Annotated in this window: 13 protein-coding genes; 3 read left to right on the plus strand and 10 right to left on the minus strand. The window is 43.8% G+C overall.

Annotated elements, in window-relative coordinates; genetic code table 11:
- Window positions 1-8: 8 nt before the first annotated feature.
- The 4 genes from BLQ81_RS03425 to BLQ81_RS03440 all read right to left on the minus strand — a co-directional run bounded on the left by BLQ81_RS03425 (window position 9) and on the right by BLQ81_RS03440 (window position 4,276).
- Window positions 9-689 (minus strand): dioxygenase family protein, encoded by a 681-nt coding sequence (locus tag BLQ81_RS03425; protein WP_092728545.1) that lies wholly within the window; start codon window positions 687-689, stop codon window positions 9-11.
- Between the two features lie 119 nt (window positions 690-808).
- Window positions 809-2,086, minus strand: coding sequence for a serine hydrolase domain-containing protein (locus BLQ81_RS03430; protein ID WP_092728546.1), 1,278 nt, complete (start codon window positions 2,084-2,086; stop codon window positions 809-811).
- Window positions 2,087-2,178: 92 nt separating this feature from the next.
- Window positions 2,179-3,684: a trypsin-like peptidase domain-containing protein gene (locus tag BLQ81_RS03435; protein WP_092728547.1), complete on the minus strand. Its 1,506-nt coding sequence runs from the start codon at window positions 3,682-3,684 to the stop codon at window positions 2,179-2,181.
- A gap of 163 nt (window positions 3,685-3,847) precedes the next feature.
- Window positions 3,848-4,276 (minus strand): Hsp20/alpha crystallin family protein, encoded by a 429-nt coding sequence (locus tag BLQ81_RS03440; RefSeq protein WP_092728548.1) that lies wholly within the window; start codon window positions 4,274-4,276, stop codon window positions 3,848-3,850.
- A 223-nt stretch (window positions 4,277-4,499) separates the two neighbouring features.
- On the opposite strand from BLQ81_RS03440, the gene BLQ81_RS03445 reads away from it, so the two are divergent.
- Window positions 4,500-7,007 (plus strand): mechanosensitive ion channel family protein, encoded by a 2,508-nt coding sequence (locus BLQ81_RS03445; protein WP_092728549.1) that lies wholly within the window; start codon window positions 4,500-4,502, stop codon window positions 7,005-7,007.
- A 40-nt stretch (window positions 7,008-7,047) separates the two neighbouring features.
- Here BLQ81_RS03445 and BLQ81_RS03450 read toward each other — a convergent pair whose 3' ends face one another.
- Window positions 7,048-7,239: a cold-shock protein gene (locus tag BLQ81_RS03450; protein WP_092728550.1), complete on the minus strand. Its 192-nt coding sequence runs from the start codon at window positions 7,237-7,239 to the stop codon at window positions 7,048-7,050.
- 79 nt (window positions 7,240-7,318) lie between these two features.
- Here BLQ81_RS03450 and BLQ81_RS03455 point away from each other — a divergent pair, with 79 nt between their 5' ends.
- Complete coding sequence (locus BLQ81_RS03455; RefSeq protein WP_092728551.1) at window positions 7,319-7,819, plus strand: SixA phosphatase family protein; 501 nt, start codon at window positions 7,319-7,321, stop codon at window positions 7,817-7,819.
- On the opposite strand, the gene BLQ81_RS03460 is transcribed toward BLQ81_RS03455, so the two are convergent.
- The 5 genes from BLQ81_RS03460 to BLQ81_RS03480 form a co-directional block, all read right to left on the minus strand.
- Window positions 7,816-8,547 carry an SDR family NAD(P)-dependent oxidoreductase gene (locus BLQ81_RS03460; RefSeq protein ID WP_092728552.1) on the minus strand — a complete coding sequence of 244 codons (732 nt, stop codon included), beginning with the start codon at window positions 8,545-8,547 and terminating at the stop codon, window positions 7,816-7,818. The genes BLQ81_RS03455 and BLQ81_RS03460 overlap by 4 nt on opposite strands.
- Window positions 8,548-8,803: 256 nt before the next feature.
- Entirely contained in the window at window positions 8,804-10,201 is a 1,398-nt protein-coding gene (gene hslU / locus BLQ81_RS03465) for an ATP-dependent protease ATPase subunit HslU (protein WP_092728553.1), read from the minus strand.
- Window positions 10,202-10,289: 88 nt separating this feature from the next.
- Window positions 10,290-12,767, minus strand: coding sequence for an endopeptidase La (lon, locus tag BLQ81_RS03470; RefSeq protein ID WP_092728554.1), 2,478 nt, complete (start codon window positions 12,765-12,767; stop codon window positions 10,290-10,292).
- Between the two features lie 181 nt (window positions 12,768-12,948).
- Complete coding sequence (gene rseP / locus BLQ81_RS03475) at window positions 12,949-14,262, minus strand: RIP metalloprotease RseP (protein ID WP_092728555.1); 1,314 nt, start codon at window positions 14,260-14,262, stop codon at window positions 12,949-12,951.
- Window positions 14,262-15,428, minus strand: a complete 1,167-nt coding sequence (locus BLQ81_RS03480) for a 1-deoxy-D-xylulose-5-phosphate reductoisomerase (protein WP_092728556.1) — start codon at window positions 15,426-15,428, stop codon at window positions 14,262-14,264. Before BLQ81_RS03480 ends, rseP begins: the two co-directional genes overlap by 1 nt.
- A gap of 221 nt (window positions 15,429-15,649) precedes the next feature.
- On the opposite strand from BLQ81_RS03480, the gene BLQ81_RS03485 reads away from it, so the two are divergent.
- Window positions 15,650-17,095 carry a S1C family serine protease gene (locus tag BLQ81_RS03485; RefSeq protein ID WP_092728557.1) on the plus strand — a complete coding sequence of 482 codons (1,446 nt, stop codon included), beginning with the start codon at window positions 15,650-15,652 and terminating at the stop codon, window positions 17,093-17,095.
- The last annotated feature ends 36 nt before the right edge of the window (window positions 17,096-17,131 follow it).

Below are 17,131 nucleotides of genomic sequence, written 5' to 3' on the forward strand. Positions count from 1 at the left end.
AGGATGATTTATCCCACCGTAATCACTTTTGTCAAGGTAAAGCCGTCATTTAGATTTCCGGACACCGAGTCGGCCATATTGCCTGCCAAGCTGTTACGGAAAACCCCGTCTGTTTCGTTTGGAGTATCTTCCTTGCCTTTGTATCCCCGACTGGCATAGACTTCCGATGTACTTTTCTCCGGAAATGCAATCTGGGTACTCAGAACAATTTTGTTTTCTCTCAGCACATCTACGTGAAGATGGGGAGCGCGACCGGGGTACCATCCCGGAAAAATACTGATGAAAGAAACCTCGCCATTGGCATCAGTAGTCTGACGACCTCTGAGAAATGAAACTTTTGTAAAATCTGCTTTTTGGAGCGGGTGATTGCCATATTCAGAGTAATATCCCTCTGCATCACAGTGCCAGATATCTACCTGAGCACCTGTAATCGGCGAGCAACCCACGCTTTGATCCTGGATTTTCAGATTGATCAGAAGCGCAATACCCTGTCGATCGGCTACGATATTCGCTCGCATCAGTTCCGCAGGTGATTTATTGGGAAAAGGGCCCCGAGTTTCTTTCGGTGAAACTTCACAGGCAGGATCATCTCCCTTAAGATCACTTTTGGTGTCACAGGCCATCACAGGTATTGCCACGATCGTACCAAAACCTGCTAAGGTTTTCTTCAAAAATTCCCGCTTTTTCATACTTTCTTGGATTAGTACACTGCAAAGGTTACTGAATTTCAGGTATTTATTTTAGAATTTGTGACCAGCCCGGTTGAAATCCTCACTCTAACTGGTTGGAGTTCTCACCAACCACATTGTTATTCAATTAAAGCAAACACCATCTGTCTAAACTTCCAGCCCGTCTCGTCCCCATTTCCGGCACCGGATGTCTGCTTGAATAGCAAACCGATGATTTTCTCCTTAGGATCTGCGAAATATTGCGTATTGAAATATCCTCCCCAATCAAAGGTACCCAAACTGCCGATTCCGCCCAATTGCACGCCTTTTTCATCAACCAGTCCAAAAGCTAATCCATAATCTTTGCCTCCTTCGCCCAGTAAATCGCCCACTTGATTGGTCATGATCGTGGTGATGGTATGTGGGCTCAAGATGCGTTTGCCATTGTAGATTCCCCCATTGAGGTATAGCTGTAGAAACTTGGCATAATCCTCGGTGGTAGAGGATAGTCCTGCCCCTCCTGAGAAAAATGCCTTGGCCCCGGTCTTTGGATAAGCCGGATCGTAAAAAGTAACCGGAAAAGGCACCCATTTGCCGTCCTTGCGGGTGTGCACGGTGACCAGTCGAGGTGCTTGAGCCTCATTGAGGTAAAAGCGGGTATCGTTCATTCCCAGCGGGTCAAAAATACGCTCCTTCAAAAACACGTCAAATGATTTTCCCGAGATAATTTCCACCAAATAGCCCAAGACATCCAGGCCTTCACTGTAGGTGTATTTAGTACCGGGCTCGTGATGCAAAGGTAGTTTGGCCAATCGCTTGACACTTTCCCCGATGGTGATATTTTCTGTGGTGAAGAGGTCCATTACTCCAGCCTTGTGATAGATCATTTTCATTCGTTCATCCCCATCGATCACACCATAGCCCAAGCCGGAGGTGTGGGTTAAAAGATGGCGAATAGTGATTTCCCTTGAGGAAGCCTTGGTGCTGTAGGTTGTGTCACCATAGCGAAAAGTATTCAGCACCTGTGGATTTTTGAATTCCGGGATGTATTTGGATATCGGATCATCCAATCTGAATTTACCCTCCTCCCACAGCATCATGATAGCAGTTGAAGTAATGGCTTTAGTCTGGGAAGCTATACGAAAAATGAAGTTTTTCTCCATTTTTTTTCCACTCTCCACATCAGCCAGTCCTTTGGCTTCGTGGTAAATAATTCTACCGTCTTTCACAATCATAGCCACCAATCCGGGGATTTGTTGGCTGACAACAGCCTCGTCCAGCATGGCGTTGATTTTGGTAAGTCGCTCTTTTGAAATTCCGGTGACAGGTTGATTCCCGGCAGAAGTCAGTGTCTGAGAAAACAATTGGGAAGATATTCCAAAGAGGAAAATCAAAGGGAGTATAAGCCTTTTCTTCATAAGCTTAGGTGGGTTTAAGATCGATGAAAGTAGGAAAAAACAGGCATAAAAAAAGCCGGCTCACACCGGCTTTTTACGACATTACAGAAAACTCAATTCCTCTCTACCTCGAAGTAGTATTCTGTACCATCCGGGAACATTCCCAGAACTACAATTTCTTCTCCTTTGGATTTTTCCAGAAAATCGATCATTTCCTGTGCATTGTTGATTTTGGCTCTGCCTTTGTCTGAAATTACTGAGGTGATAATAAACCCATTTCTGGCACCCGCTTTTTTCCAATTTTCATTGCTGTTCATTTTGATGACAGCACCACCTTTGATCTCCAGTTTCTGTTTTGCATCCTCTTTGACATCTTCAAACTGCAAACCTTCGAAGGTATAGGTTTTAGGTATTTCCCGCTTTACAATATTTGTATCCCCGGAGAAATTCTTCAGCGTTGCAGAGGTTTTTGAGGTTTTTCCGTCACGGATGTATTCTACATCAATCTTGTCACCGGGACGCTTTCGGGCAACAAGTTCTTGCAGGTTGGCTACATTGTTTACTGTTTTACCATCAATTGCAATGATGATGTCCCCTATTTTCAAACCAGCTTCCTTGCCTGCTGAGTTTTCATTAACCCCTCCGACATACACTCCCCTTTCGACCGGAAATGTCAAATTCAAGGCATCAGCTAACTCCGGACTCACGTTGTTTATGCTCACCCCAAGCAGACCTCTCTGAACTGCACCATGCTTCATGAGATCGTCCATTACCTTTTTGACAAGGGTACTTGGTACAGCAAACGAATATCCGGTAAATGTGCCGGTATTAGTAGCAATCGCAGTGTTGATACCGATCAATTCACCGGCGAGATTGACCAATGCTCCGCCTGAGTTGCCCGGATTCACTACGGCGTCAGTCTGGAGAAAGGATTCGATTTGCAGATTATTCTCTACTCCCCTTAGGATACCGATATTTCTGGCTTTGGCAGAAATAATCCCCGCAGTGACGGTCGAGTTGAGATTGAAGGGATTTCCAACAGCCAAAACCCACTCACCTACCATGGTATCATCCGAATCTCCAAACCTGACAAAAGTAAGACCAGTGGCTTCGATTTTCAAAAGGGCAAGGTCGGTAGTAGGGTCTGTACCTATCACAGTGGCTTCATAGCGCTTATTGTTATCAAGTGAAATATCAATCTTGGTGGCTCCTTCCACGACGTGATTATTGGTCACGATGTATCCGTCCGCTGATATAATCACTCCCGAACCGGAACTTACGGGCATCTGACCGCCCCGTCCCTGTCCCCCGTCTCTACGCGGATCGGGAAACCCGAAGAACTCCTGAATAGGGTCTCTTTCAGTTCTCGGGGTGATGGCAACCTGACTGTTCACGTGTACCACTGCCGGAGTGACTAGCTGCGCTGAAGCCACGAAATTGATTCCATCAGGAATTTTGAATGATTCACCTGACAATAAGTTCACAAATGAAGCTTGTTGCTTTTCGTCAAATGTCCCGGCATTCTGTGGTTTGATCAGGAAACTTACACCTGCCAGTGCGACTACCCCGCCGATCAGGGCCGCCAGTAGCATCCCCAAGAAAAACTGTTGCTTGTTCATAATTTTAATGGTTTTCTTATTCTACAACAAAGTATCAAGGTATAGACTCAATTTGAAACTTTTTGGATTAGTCCAGTGGGCCAAATTAACAAGAATTAACCGCTTTTGAGGACTTGAATTACTTATAACCCAAATAAGAAGAGTGGGTTTTCCCACTCTTCAATTATTTCACTTCAATGACAGCTTTATTGACTTTCTTTTCTTGTTTCGGCAGCAAAAGTCTAAGCAGTCCCTCTTCATAGCTTGCTACTACATTTTCCACGATTACATCCTCAGGGAGGAAAAAGGACCGTTTAAATGAACCATACTGGGTCTCGATACTGTGGAAGTTTTTACCTTCTTTTTTTTCTTCCAATTTTCGCTCTCCGGAGATGGTCAGTTTGCCATCCACCAAATCAATTTTGAAGTCTGCCTTTTTCATCCCAGGCACTGCAACATGGATTTCATAGGATTTTTCATCCTCTGCGATATCCACCGCAGGATTAAACTGCTTCAAGGTAGCACCCACCGAATCGCTGAAGAATCGATCCAACATTCCACTGAATGAGGCAGGCATTTGGGGTTCGAGTTGGTTGTATCTGACGAGTTTCATAACGTAATTGGTTAAATTGTTACACAGTGCATATCCCTTAAATTATGTTCCACACCTATATTCAAGCCTTTTTGTCTTATTTATTTAAAAATTTTATCTTCATTCAGTCATTATGGCCGAAATAAGAGCGGGATATATGACTTAAGGTTGACAGAAATCATCGCGATCACTCAGCCCGCAAACCTAGATTTAATACCTATTTATATCTCAAGAAATCCACCTGATGAAAAACCTTCTGCTATTATTAATCTTTTTTTTCATTTTCTTTCAAATTCCCGCTTTTGGTCAAAACACTACTGCTAATCAAAAAATAGATAGTCTACTCACTTCCATAAAAGACAGTTTGATCATTTTAGATCCTGACCTAAGTGGCACCAATTCCGATACACTTTACATTACCCCCTCGCTGGAGGTACTCATCAGGAAGGGAAGAAAGTATACGCTTCTGGCAAATGAAATCATGCTGGAGCTTCAAGAGTCACTGGATACTACGAGATTCGTCAATGAAATCCCCAACATGAACGAGACCTTGGCTTCTATTCGGGATCGGATTAGGACAGCCAACACAAAATTTAATTTCAGGTATGTCAATGCGCTCTTTCGCCTTTTGGAAACTACCGAAGAGACCAACATGGACTTGGACAAAATCATTGAAGCGAGATTAGATCGCCTTCAGATTTTGGACAGCCTTATGACGATGGTGAAAAATGATGATTTTTTTAAATACAAGATCCGGGACACTCTTTTGCTACCGATGTATTCAGGAGAGATTCAAAACCTCAAAGAAAACATCTATCGGATTGACAGCACCATTTACCGTCAAGAACTTCAAGCCGCTAGGTATCAGTCTGATATCAGTCGTATTTCAATGGGAATTACAGAGCTTAAGCGCTATGTTACTATCAACAAATCAATCCTGGAAAGAAATCTGTTCAAAAAAGAAATCAATTACATCTGGGAGAGTTATTCAATTCCTTCCCCAAAATCAATTCTAGACATCACTTCCGACTCTATTCAGTTAAATTTTTTGATCCTCAAAAAGGAACTGATGGCAAATCCCATAATTTCCTATCTCGCCCTTCTAATTTTGATCGCTGCCAGTATAGGGATCAGAAGAGTGGTCAAAAGCATTGAAAAAGATAAAGAATACGGGAAAATAATTCTTAACCGATTAAAATACCTGGATGTTAACCCTATTTCTTCGGTCCTGGTCGGCTTGCTTCCACTGGTGTTTTTTATGTTTGATACCGGTTCTATAGCCTTGCTTACTTTTTTTATCTACATGCAAGTACTTTTTTCTTCGGTGTTGATTCACAGTTCCTTTCCAAAACCCACCTTCCTGCGATGGATGGTATTGGTAGTCATTTTTGTCTTTTTCACGATCAGCAATCTTTATTGGGAGATCGCCTATCAGGAGCGCGTATATTTTCAAATCGGGAATATCGTCATCATTTACATCCTTTGGAAAATCCCCGAAAATTTCTCCTCAGATGACCCCAAAGAGTTGAATTTTTTAAAAAACTCTCGAGTCCTGATTATGATCTTATTGACATTTGGGATTCTTGCAAACCTATTGGGAAGATACAGTTTGGCTAAAATCCTCAGCGTTGCCGGATCAGTTGGATTTGTACATGCGATCACACTCTATTTTTTCGTAAAAGTGATCATGGAGATAATTTATGTGCTGCTTGAAAATAAAAAAGAGTCAGATTCCTTTACCTCATTTATTGATTTCACCAGTATTCAGAAGCGGATAAGGGGAGTTCTACTGTTTTTGGGTTTTGTATTTTGGATCTTCATCTTATTACAAAATCTGGCTTTAAGCGATTATGTATTTGAAACACTTGAGAAATTTCTGGTAACGGAGCGATTTCTCGGTGAAACCAGTTTTACATTCCGGAGCATATTCCTTTTTGGTGCTTTGATTTACGTCGCGTACCTCTTGTCAAACAACATCGCGTATTTTGTCACAATAAAAGACCAGCAAAAACCTTCTACTAGAAAAAAACGGCTTGGAAGTTCTGTCTTATTGATCCGATTGGCAATCCTGATTGCCGGATTTATAATTGCCACTACGGCGGCAAACATCCCATTAAATAACATCACCATTGTACTCGGAGCATTATCAGTCGGTATAGGTTTCGGTCTTCAAACCATCATCAACAACCTAGTCTCGGGCGTCATTTTGGCCTTCGAGCGGCCCATTCAAATCGGAGATGATATTGAGGTGGGTGCCATGACCGGAAAGGTAAAAGAGGTCGGAATACGAGCCAGTAAAATCCAGGGGTACGACGGGTCGGAGATCATTGTACCCAATGGTGATTTGCTTTCCCAACAATTGATCAACTGGACGCTTTCTGATAAGCGCAGAAGGGTGGAGCTTCTTATCGGTGTTGCGTACAACTCGGATATGACTCTTGTCCAATCATTGATTAAAGATGCACTGGAAATTGACAAAATCTCGAAAGATCCGGCCCCAAAAGTACTGATGCAGACATTCGGGGATAATTCAGTGGATTTCAGAGTACTCTTTTGGGTGGACGACATGGATATTTGGCTGGATATGAGGCATGAAGTCATGAGCTCCTTCTATGCTTCTTTTAAGAAAAATGGAATCGAAATTCCATTCCCACAGCGGGACATAAATTTTAAAAATATACTCGAATTAAAAATTGACGAGGAAACCGGTTCAAATCGAATAGAAAAAACAAAAAAATCCCCTGACCAATGATTCAGGGGATAATTTACACTAATACATTCTCTTGAATTTCTTAGGCTTTTTTGACGTTGATGGCGTTTGGCCCTTTTTTACCTTCCTTGATGTCGTAGATTACTTTGTCGTTTTGTTCGACTTTGTCTACTAACCCGGTAGCGTGTACGAATACGTCTCCCTGAGTCTGGTCATCAACGATAAATCCGAAACCCTTGGCTTCATTGTAAAATTTTACTGTTCCGGTAAACATAATGAATTGTTATAAATTGTATGTAAAATAGCATTAAAAGTAAAGATTAGATCGAAAAAAACAAATTAATAGTATATAAATGGCTCAAAGGAAGAAATTAATTTTGGTAAGGCATGCAAAATCATCTTGGGATAACCCTTGGCTAAATGACCACGATCGGCCTTTGGCCAAGCGCGGACTTGATGATGCTCCAAAAATGGCCAATCGGCTTAAGAAAAAAGGAATTTATCCGGATCTGATGCTGAGTTCTACCGCATTAAGGGCCGCTGAAACAGCTAAAATCACAGCTAAAATATTGGAGGTTCCAGAGGATGACATTTCTTGGGAAAAGGGTCTTTTTCATGCTTCCCCACATCAAATCCTCAAGATCATCCGAATGCAGAAAGACTCAGTCAATACCTTACTGGTCTTTGGTCATAATCCCGGATTTAACGATCTGATTACATACCTCGGCGGAGAATTGGATAATTTACCAACTAGCGGACAGTTTGGATTCAAATTAAAAACTGAACATTGGGCAGAACTCAAACCGGAAACTGCCGAGATATGGTTTTTTGATTTCCCAAAAAAGAAAAGCTAAGGCAAATCAAAATTTCGGACATCCTGAACGACTTCTTGAAAAAGTATGGGGTTATCCAAAAGGTAATAGACTTTTTCGGCTACTTCTGATGCCGAACTCAAATGGCCCTCTGACTTGTATTGAGCAAAACGCTCCAAAGCAGGGAAATCCGATGGATCTGCCTTTCTGATGTCAGCCTGCATCTCGGTGTCGATGATTCCCGGCACCAATGAAAAAACCCGAAATCCTTTTTCCTTAAGATCTTCTGCTGCCACTTTGGAAAACATCGCCAAGCCTGCTTTTCCGGCACAGTATTCACTCCATCCCGCCAGAGGCTTGTGCGCAGCACCGGAACTGATCGTGCAGATCAGCTTTTCGCTTTTGGTTCCGGAGTAGGCCGCCACAAAAGCATTGGTGAGAATCATTGGCGCAAGAAGATTCAGATTCATCACGCCTTGGATTACTTTCAGTTGAAGCTTTCCTATAGATTTGACTTCGCCGATCCTGCCTGCATTATTGATCAGGATTACTTTATCAAATTCCCCTCTTGGAAATAACGCTGGAAGTATAGACTCCAGTGCGTCCAAATCACTCAAATCCAACTGTACTTCTGTCAGTTTCGGATTTTGCAAATTCAATATTGATCGGGATACAGCAACTATCCTGATATTATCAAGCGCCAAAAATCTTTCCAAAATGGCTTTCCCCAGACCTTTGGTGTGTCCGGTGAGGATGAGAAGGGATTTCATCACTTATCTTGATTTGTAATTATTGAATTCAAGTGCTTTCATAATGAAGTTAAAGAGGCTGTCTCAAAAGGTCTTAAGATGTCAGCCTGACCTATTGACTCCACTCACCCTGAGCAGAGTCGAAGGGTCAGGATGACAGAAGCCGAAGGCCATTTACAGCTAATGAAGCCACATTTCGAACTTCGTAACTCTCGTTGCTCAGGTGCTCAATGTGACAAACAGCAATTATGAGACAGCCTCTTTTTTTTCTATCGCCTTACAGAATGTATTGCGACAGGTCTCTGTTTTTCACCAGCGCATTTAATCTTTCCTCTACCATTTCCTTGGTGACCATGATCTTGGAATTGGCCTGGATGACATCCGGGACATCAAACAGGAAATCATTCAGCAAGTGACTCATCACAGTATGAAGTCTCCTTGCACCGATATTTTCCACCTCCTGATTGATCAAAAACGCCAGTCTCGCGATCTCTTCAATGGACTCATCATTGAATTCAAGGGACACCTGTTCGGACTCAAACAGCGCTTGATATTGCTTGGTCAAAGCATTCTTTGGCTCCCGCAAAATGCGAGAAAAGTCCTCCTGTGTCAAACTTTGGAGTTCAACTCGGATCGGGAATCGCCCCTGCAATTCAGGAATCAAATCCGATGGTTTGCTCACGTGGAATGCTCCAGCAGCAATAAACAATACGTGATCGGTATTCACTACACCATACTTGGTATTCACAGCGGTACCTTCTACGATTGGGAGCAAATCACGCTGCACTCCTTCTCTACTGACATCGGGGCCACTACCACCTTTTCCGGCTTTGGAAGCAATCTTATCGATCTCATCGATGAAGATGATTCCGTTATTTTCGGCAAGTTTGATGGCTTCCTCTTTGACTTCGTCAAAATCCACCAATTTGGAGATCTCTTCTTCCAAAAGCACCTTTCTTGCTTCAGCTATTGTCAATTTGCGCTTTTTAGTTTTCTTGGGCATCATACCGGAGATCATGTCCTGAAGTCCCGCCATGCTGGCATCATCCATCATCCCATTACCGATCATCCCAATCCCCACAGGCGAAGAAGCTTTGACATTAATTTCAATCTTTCGTTCGTCCAATTCGCCATTTCTCAGCTTTTCGCGAAAACGCTCCCGAGTCCGCTCATTCAGTTCGGAGTCAACAGCCGGCTCAGATTGAGTTTCGATATTGATCGACATTGGACGTGTAAATCCCGCACTTTTTACCGGCGGAATCAAAATATCCAGGATCACTTCCTCTACGGCTTCAGTTGCTTTTACTTTTACTGCTTCGTTTTTTACCTCTTTTACCAAATGAACAGATTGCTCCATGAGGTCTCGCACCATACTTTCCACATCGCGCCCCACGTATCCAACTTCTGTGAATTTTGAAGCTTCCACTTTGGTAAAGGGAGCCTGGGCAATGTTAGCCAATCGACGTGCGATTTCTGTTTTTCCCACCCCCGTGCTTCCGATCAGTAGAATATTATTTGGAACGATATCTTTTTGAATATCTGACTTCACCATCATGCGACGTATTCGATTGCGCAAGGCAATCGCCACGTTTCGTTTTGCGTCCTTTTGTCCGATGATGTATTTGTCAAGCTCTTCAACGATTTGCCTTGGAGTAAGTGAATCAAGTTGCCTCATGGGTAGTGTGTGGTGCTGAAAGTGAAACTGATTTTCGTATCAAAAAGACTTAAAAGGCTTCCCCTTCAATCGGGGAAGCCTTTTTTGGTTATTCCTGAGCAGATTTAGGCTCTGAAAATGTGAATTTGAGTGGATTGTCGACCTTGTTTTGAGTCAGAGCGATATTGAGTACCTCTCCCACTTTATCGACAAAATGGAATTCAATTCCTTTAATATATTGCTGATCTATCTCTTCTATGTCCCGAAGATTTTTTCTGCAAAGAATGATTTCCCTTATTCCGGCACGTTTGGCAGCAAGGATTTTTTCCTTGATTCCCCCTACAGGCATCACTTTACCGATCAAGCTGATCTCTCCGGTCATTGCGACTTTTGATTTCACTTTACGTTGGGTGTACACTGAGGCCATAGCTGTCAGCATGGTGATGCCGGCGGATGGTCCGTCTTTTGGTACAGCCCCTGCCGGAACGTGGATGTGAAGATCATATTGATCAAAAACACGGTGGTCAATACCTAAGGTTTCGGCTTTTGATTTCAGGTAAGAGAGTGCCGTCATGGCAGACTCTTTCATCACCTCTCCCAATTGACCTGACAGGGTCAATTTGCCTTTTCCCCGGCTAAGACTTGACTCAATGAAGAGAATTTCTCCTCCTACGCTCGTCCAGGCAAGCCCTGTCACTACACCTGCAATACTGTTATCCTGGTAGGTTTCTTTGTCAAAAATCTCGGAGCCGAGAATTTTACGAACTGCCGCCGGTGTTATTTTATGATCGTATTCCTCCTCCATTGCAATGGACTTGGCAATATTTCGTATCACTTTACCAATTGCCCGCTCCAAGCTTCTCACACCTGATTCGCGTGTATAGTCTTCGATGATTTTGGCCAATGCAGCCTTATCAAAGCTGATATCTTTGGCTTTCAATCCATGTTCTTTTCGCTGCTTGGGTACAAGATGACGCTTGGCGATTTCCAGCTTTTCTTCCTGAGTATATCCCGACACTTCGATGATCTCCATTCGGTCCCGCAAGGCAGGCTGAATCGTATCCAGAGAATTTGCTGTAGCTATAAACAGAACCTTGCTCAGGTCATATTCTACTTCCAGGTAGTTATCCAGAAAAGCGAAATTTTGCTCCGGATCCAAGACCTCCAGAAATGCGGAAGAAGGGTCACCCCTGAAGTCAGAGGAAAGCTTATCAATCTCATCCAGCACAAATACCGGGTTGGAGATTTTTACCTTTTTCATATTCTGAATGATCTTACCTGGCATCGCCCCGACATAGGTCTTTCGATGTCCACGGATCTCCGCTTCATCATGAAGACCTCCGAGTGACATTCGAATATATTTTCGCCCCAAAGCCGCAGCAACAGATTTACCAAGAGAAGTTTTACCTACGCCGGGAGGTCCGTACAGGCAAAGAATCGGGCCTTTCAGGTCATTCTTTAATTTCAGTACGGCCAGGTATTCGATGATCCGCTCTTTTACTTTTTCCAAACCAAAATGATCCGCATCAAGTACGGACTTGGCATGCTTTAGATCAAAATTATCAAGCGTAAACTCATTCCATGGCATATCTACCAAGGTTTCAGCATAGTTGAGCGCAATGGGATATTCAGCCGCGGCAGGATTGATCCGAAGGATTTTGTCCAGCTCTTTTTCAAAGTGCTTCTTGACTTCAATTGGCCAATGTTTCAATTCCCCTCTTTCTCTCAGATCCTCCACTTCTTTTTCAGGACCATCTTCTCCAAGCTCATCCTGCAGGACTTTCATCTGCTGACGCAGGAAATAGTCCCGCTGCTGCTGATCGATATCTGTGTGTACTTTCTTGTGGATTTCAGACTTCAACTCCAGCATTTGGATGTCTTTCATCATGTATTCCAAAAGAAGGGTCGCACGCTCTATTCCGTCATTGATCTCGATCAGGCGCTGCTTGGATTCTACAGGAGCGTTGATATTGGAAGAAAGGAAATGCGTCAGAAAAGGCGTGTTGTCAATATTATCCAAAGCCACCTGAGCTTCGCGGGGAATCTCTGGGTTGAGATGAAGGATTTTGCTTGCAGCCTCTTTTAGAGATTCCTCCAGGGCTTTGATTTTTCTGGAGTTCTTCGGAAAACTTTCCTCCAAGTAATCAACCTTAGCCATGAAATAGGGATCGTCTGTGACTTGCTCCCGGATTTTAAAGCGCTTTTTGCCTTGAATAATGATCGTAGTGTTCCCATCAGGGAGCACGATCATTTTGATGATTTTGGCCAATGTTCCCACTTGGTAAATGTCTTCCCATCCAGGATCGTCATTGTTAGGGTTGATCTGTGCACATACTCCAATGAGCTTACTGCCCTTGTGGGCTTTCTTCACCAAGCGGATAGAACGTTGCCTACCCACGGTAATGGGAATAACTACACCGGGAAAAAGGACGGTATTCCGAACTGACAGAATGGGGATTTCTTCTTCAAAAGACTCATTGTTTGGATCACCTTCTTCCTCGTCAGTGATCAATTGGATGAGATCCCCCTCCCCAGCGTAATCACCGGACATGAGATTTTGAAATAAAGAATTTGCGAATTGGTTCATATAGACAGATTGACAGCCGGGCTGTCAGTGAATAGCTAAAATAAAAGAAGAACCCTCTATATACGAAGGTTCTCCCCAATAAGTCAAGGTCAATGCCAAAAGAGGATCGGGTCAAATTGGCAGATAAGATGCCGAATAAATTGCGCTTATATCGGATTGTTAGGCTTTGATTGGATAATGATCAACTAAACAACTTCAAAATATCATTCCCAATAGCGAAGACCATCAAGGCCAACAAAATCACCATGCCGACTTTCTGCGCATTTTCCAGAAACTTATCAGATGGAGTTCGGCCGGAAACCATTTCATAAAGCAAGAATACCACATGCCCACCGTCAAGAGCAGGAATCGGAAGCAAGTTCATAAAGGCTAGAATCATCGAAATCAAACCAGTAATACTCCAAAATTTCACCCAGTCCCAAGTGGAACCGTAGATTTTCGCCATGCCTACCGGACCACTTACGTTTTTGGCGGAAACTTCCCCTGTGAACATTTTACCCAAGGCTCGGGCATTCACGATTACCACACCAAATGCTCTGGAAGTCCCTTTACTGATTGCTTCCCCAAAGCCAAATTGCCTACGCGTTGGCTCAAGGAGTGTCTGTACAGCGATGCCAATTCGGGCTTCATTCGTAACCGCAATTGCCAAGGTGTCTATTCCGGCTTCATTTTGTCTGACCACTTGTGCCGTCTTTCCCACCAAAGGCTGAAGTGCTGACTGCATCTCATCGAAATACTCGATCGGCTGATTGTTGACCGCCAGAATTCTATCTCCCGGCTTTATTCCCGCAGATTCTGCGCCGCTTCCTTTGTCCACTGCACCCACTTCAAACGGAAAGCGGATCTGAACAAATTTGCTAAATGACTCCTCGCTATTAAAGGTGTTAATAAATCCACGCGGGATGTCAATTTTAATTTGCTCACCATTTCGATCTACCGTGTAGTAGCCGTTTTCGCTAAGCAAAACCGAACCGCTCGTCAAGTCGTTGATTCCCTGATAGGGTTCCCCGTTGATGTATAGGACTTTATCGCCGGTTTTAAAGCCAATAGCTTCCCCGTATTCATAGGCTACGATCCCGTTTTGGATGACCTGATCTCTGGAATAGAAGGTTTCTCCGTTTTTGTAAACCAAAACCACAAAAATGATAATCCCGGTGACCACATTGACAATGATCCCACCCAGCATTACGATCAATCGCTGCCAGGCCGGCTTGGACCGAAATTCCCAAGGCTGCGGCTCGGAAGACATCTGGTCGGTATCCATGGACTCATCTACCATTCCGGAGATCTTCACAAATCCTCCCAAAGGAATCGCCCCTATCGAATATTCGGTTTCTCCCCACTGGAATCCAGCAATTTTGGGAGGAAAACCGATTGAAAATTTCTCTACTCTCATGCCAAACATCTTGGCTGTAAGCAAGTGACCCAATTCATGAAGCCCTACCAGGATCGATAATCCCAGGAGCAATTGGCCCACCATAATCAATGTTTCCATTATTTTCTACGCTTAATTAGTTGTGTTGTAATTTCTCTTGACTCCTGATCGGTAGCTATGTAATCTTCCAAAGTAGGATGTGCAAGAAAGGTTGCTTTTGCCAAAGTATCGGCTATCAGGTCAGACATCTCCAAAAATCCCACTTCCTTGTTTAAGAAAGCCGCCACAGCAATTTCGTTGGAAGCGTTTAGGATACATGGAGCGTTTCCTCCCTTTGCTAAAGCATCAAATGCCAGCTGAAGGTTCCTGAAAGTTTTCAAATCCGGCTGCTCAAACGTCAGTTGTGGATAGTTCATGAAGTCAAATCGCTCGAAATCGCTTTTCAACCGATACGGAAAACTCAAGGCAAACTGAATCGGGATACGCATATCCGGTAAGCCAAGTTGTGCCTTGATCGATCCGTCTTCAAATTGTACCAAAGAATGGATGATACTTTGGGGATGAACGATGACTTCGATCTGTTCGGTTTTCAAGCCAAAAAGCCACTTTGCTTCGATTACCTCCAAGCCTTTATTCATCAGCGAGGCGGAGTCAATGGTGATTTTGGCACCCATATCCCAGTTGGGGTGTTTCAAAGCTTGCTCAAGGGTGACAGTTTCGAGAAAAGCTCGATCTTTCCCACGAAATGGCCCGCCCGAAGCAGTCAGGATTATTTTCTCAATCGGATTTTGATATTCACCGACAAGACACTGGAAAATCGCCGAGTGCTCTGAATCTACAGGGAAAATATTAACCCGGTTTTCTTTGGCCAAAGCGGTAATTATCTCTCCCGCTACGACCATCGTCTCTTTGTTTGCCAGTGCAATCTGCTTTCCCGCTTTGATTGCATTTACCGTTGGAATCAATCCCGAATAGCCTACCAATGCGGTAAGCACCACATCAATGGTTTCCATTTCTACGATTTGTGCAATAGCTTTTTGCCCGGCAAAAACTTTGATATCGTGGGGAAGCAAGGCCGCTTTGACTTTTTGATAATTGTCCTCATTCCCGATCACCACGGCGTTTGGATTGAATTCCAGCGCTTGGGCAATCAGCAAGTCACAATTATTTTGAGCCGTGAGTACTTCAACTAAAAAATCTTCGGGATGTTGCCGAATCACCTCGAGGGTTTGAGTGCCAATGCTTCCGGTACTGCCCAAGATGGCTACGCGCTTTTTATCTGTCATTCGAAGGGGGTTACATTCCGATTCAAAACTCTGTCATTTGGCTAAAGTTCGGTTTCGGGATGACAAAATTACCAATTGACCAGACTTTTCCTTGTACAATTCGTCACTTTTTGGGGAATGGGATGATTTTTGGTTTTTTTTATTCCTGGATCATCTTAAAAAATGTGAAGTAATACAGGCCCAGAAACTATCAGTGCGCTTATTGAGTAACTTACCATACTATGAACTCACTCATCAAATCTATCGGATTACCTTTTCTGGCAGGGATTGCCGGAGCGGCTTGTTGGTCTTTCCTTGAAATTAATCCTGCTCAGACCAGTGAGATTGGATCGGCAAATTACCCAAATACAGAGATGCAATTTACTTCTGCGTTTCGCCCGGTGACTCAAGCAGATGGATTAACGCTACCCGTTTCCTTCGTCGAAGCTTCGCAAAACAGCACCGAGTCGGTCGTTTTCATCAAAAATTTTTCCGGAACCGATCCGAGACGCTACAGCATGTTTGATTATTTCTTCGGCACAGGGCCCACCCAGCAGGTCAGCACCGGATCAGGAGTGATTATCTCCAAGGATGGGTACATCATCACCAACAACCACGTGATCGATCGTGCCGAGACCATCGAGGTGGTCCATCAAAAACGAACCTACTCCGCCAAACTGGTCGGAACTGACAAAAACACAGACATCGCAGTCCTCAAAATCGAAGCAACAAATCTACCCGAAATCAAGCGTGGCAACAGTCGAAGTCTCCAAATCGGTGAGTGGGTTTTGGCTGTTGGTAATCCATTTAACCTGAAATCCACTGTCACTGCAGGGATTGTGTCAGCTAAGGAGCGACAAATCAATATTCTCGGTGGAGATTTTCCATTGGAAAGTTTCATCCAAACCGACGCAGCGATCAACCCCGGAAACTCAGGAGGGGCTTTGGTCAACATAAAAGGCGAATTAGTCGGAATCAACACGGCGATACTTTCCCGTTCCGGTTCATACACTGGCTACGGATTCGCAGTACCCGTAGATATCGCCCTGAAAATCGCCAATGACCTGATCAAGTTCGGAGAAGTTCAAAAGGCCATCCCGGGAATCGACGTTGTCGAATTGACACCCGAACTGGCGGAGGAAATGAAATTGAAATCACTGGACGGAGTAATTGTCACTCATATTCTAAGAGGAGGTTCTGCGGAAAAAGTCGGAATGCAAAAGGATGATGTCATCATCAAAATCGACGATTGGAAAATCACCGGAAAAGGAAGCTTTGAAGAGGCACTTTCCTATTTCTATCCCGGAAGCAAAGTTACGGTTGAATTCATGAGAAATGGCAATTTGAAAACCGCCCAACTCACCCTTCAGAATCTCGAAGGAGGAGAAGGCGAGATTAAGCGGGAATTTTTCACTTCGGTGCTTCTGGGTGCCAAATTGGAGTCTGTAAATACAATCGAAAAAGACCGTCTCAAAGTACATTACGGAATCAAGATCACCTCCATGACCCACGGATATTTACGTGACTTGGGATTCCGGGATGGCTTTGTGATTACACATATCAATCAGATTCCTGCCAAAGACCCAAAAATTGCAGGAAAATACCTGGAGGAATTCAGTGGAAAGCTGAGACTGGAAGGCGTGGCACCAAATGGTCAGCCTTTCATGCAGAGCTACAATGTGAGGTAATTTCAGAACTGATTAACTTTCGTTAGAAACTTAGTA

Origin of the sequence: Algoriphagus alkaliphilus (genome assembly GCF_900103735.1) — a bacterium.
In the GTDB taxonomy this organism is placed as follows: Bacteria; Bacteroidota; Bacteroidia; order Cytophagales; family Cyclobacteriaceae; genus Algoriphagus; species Algoriphagus alkaliphilus.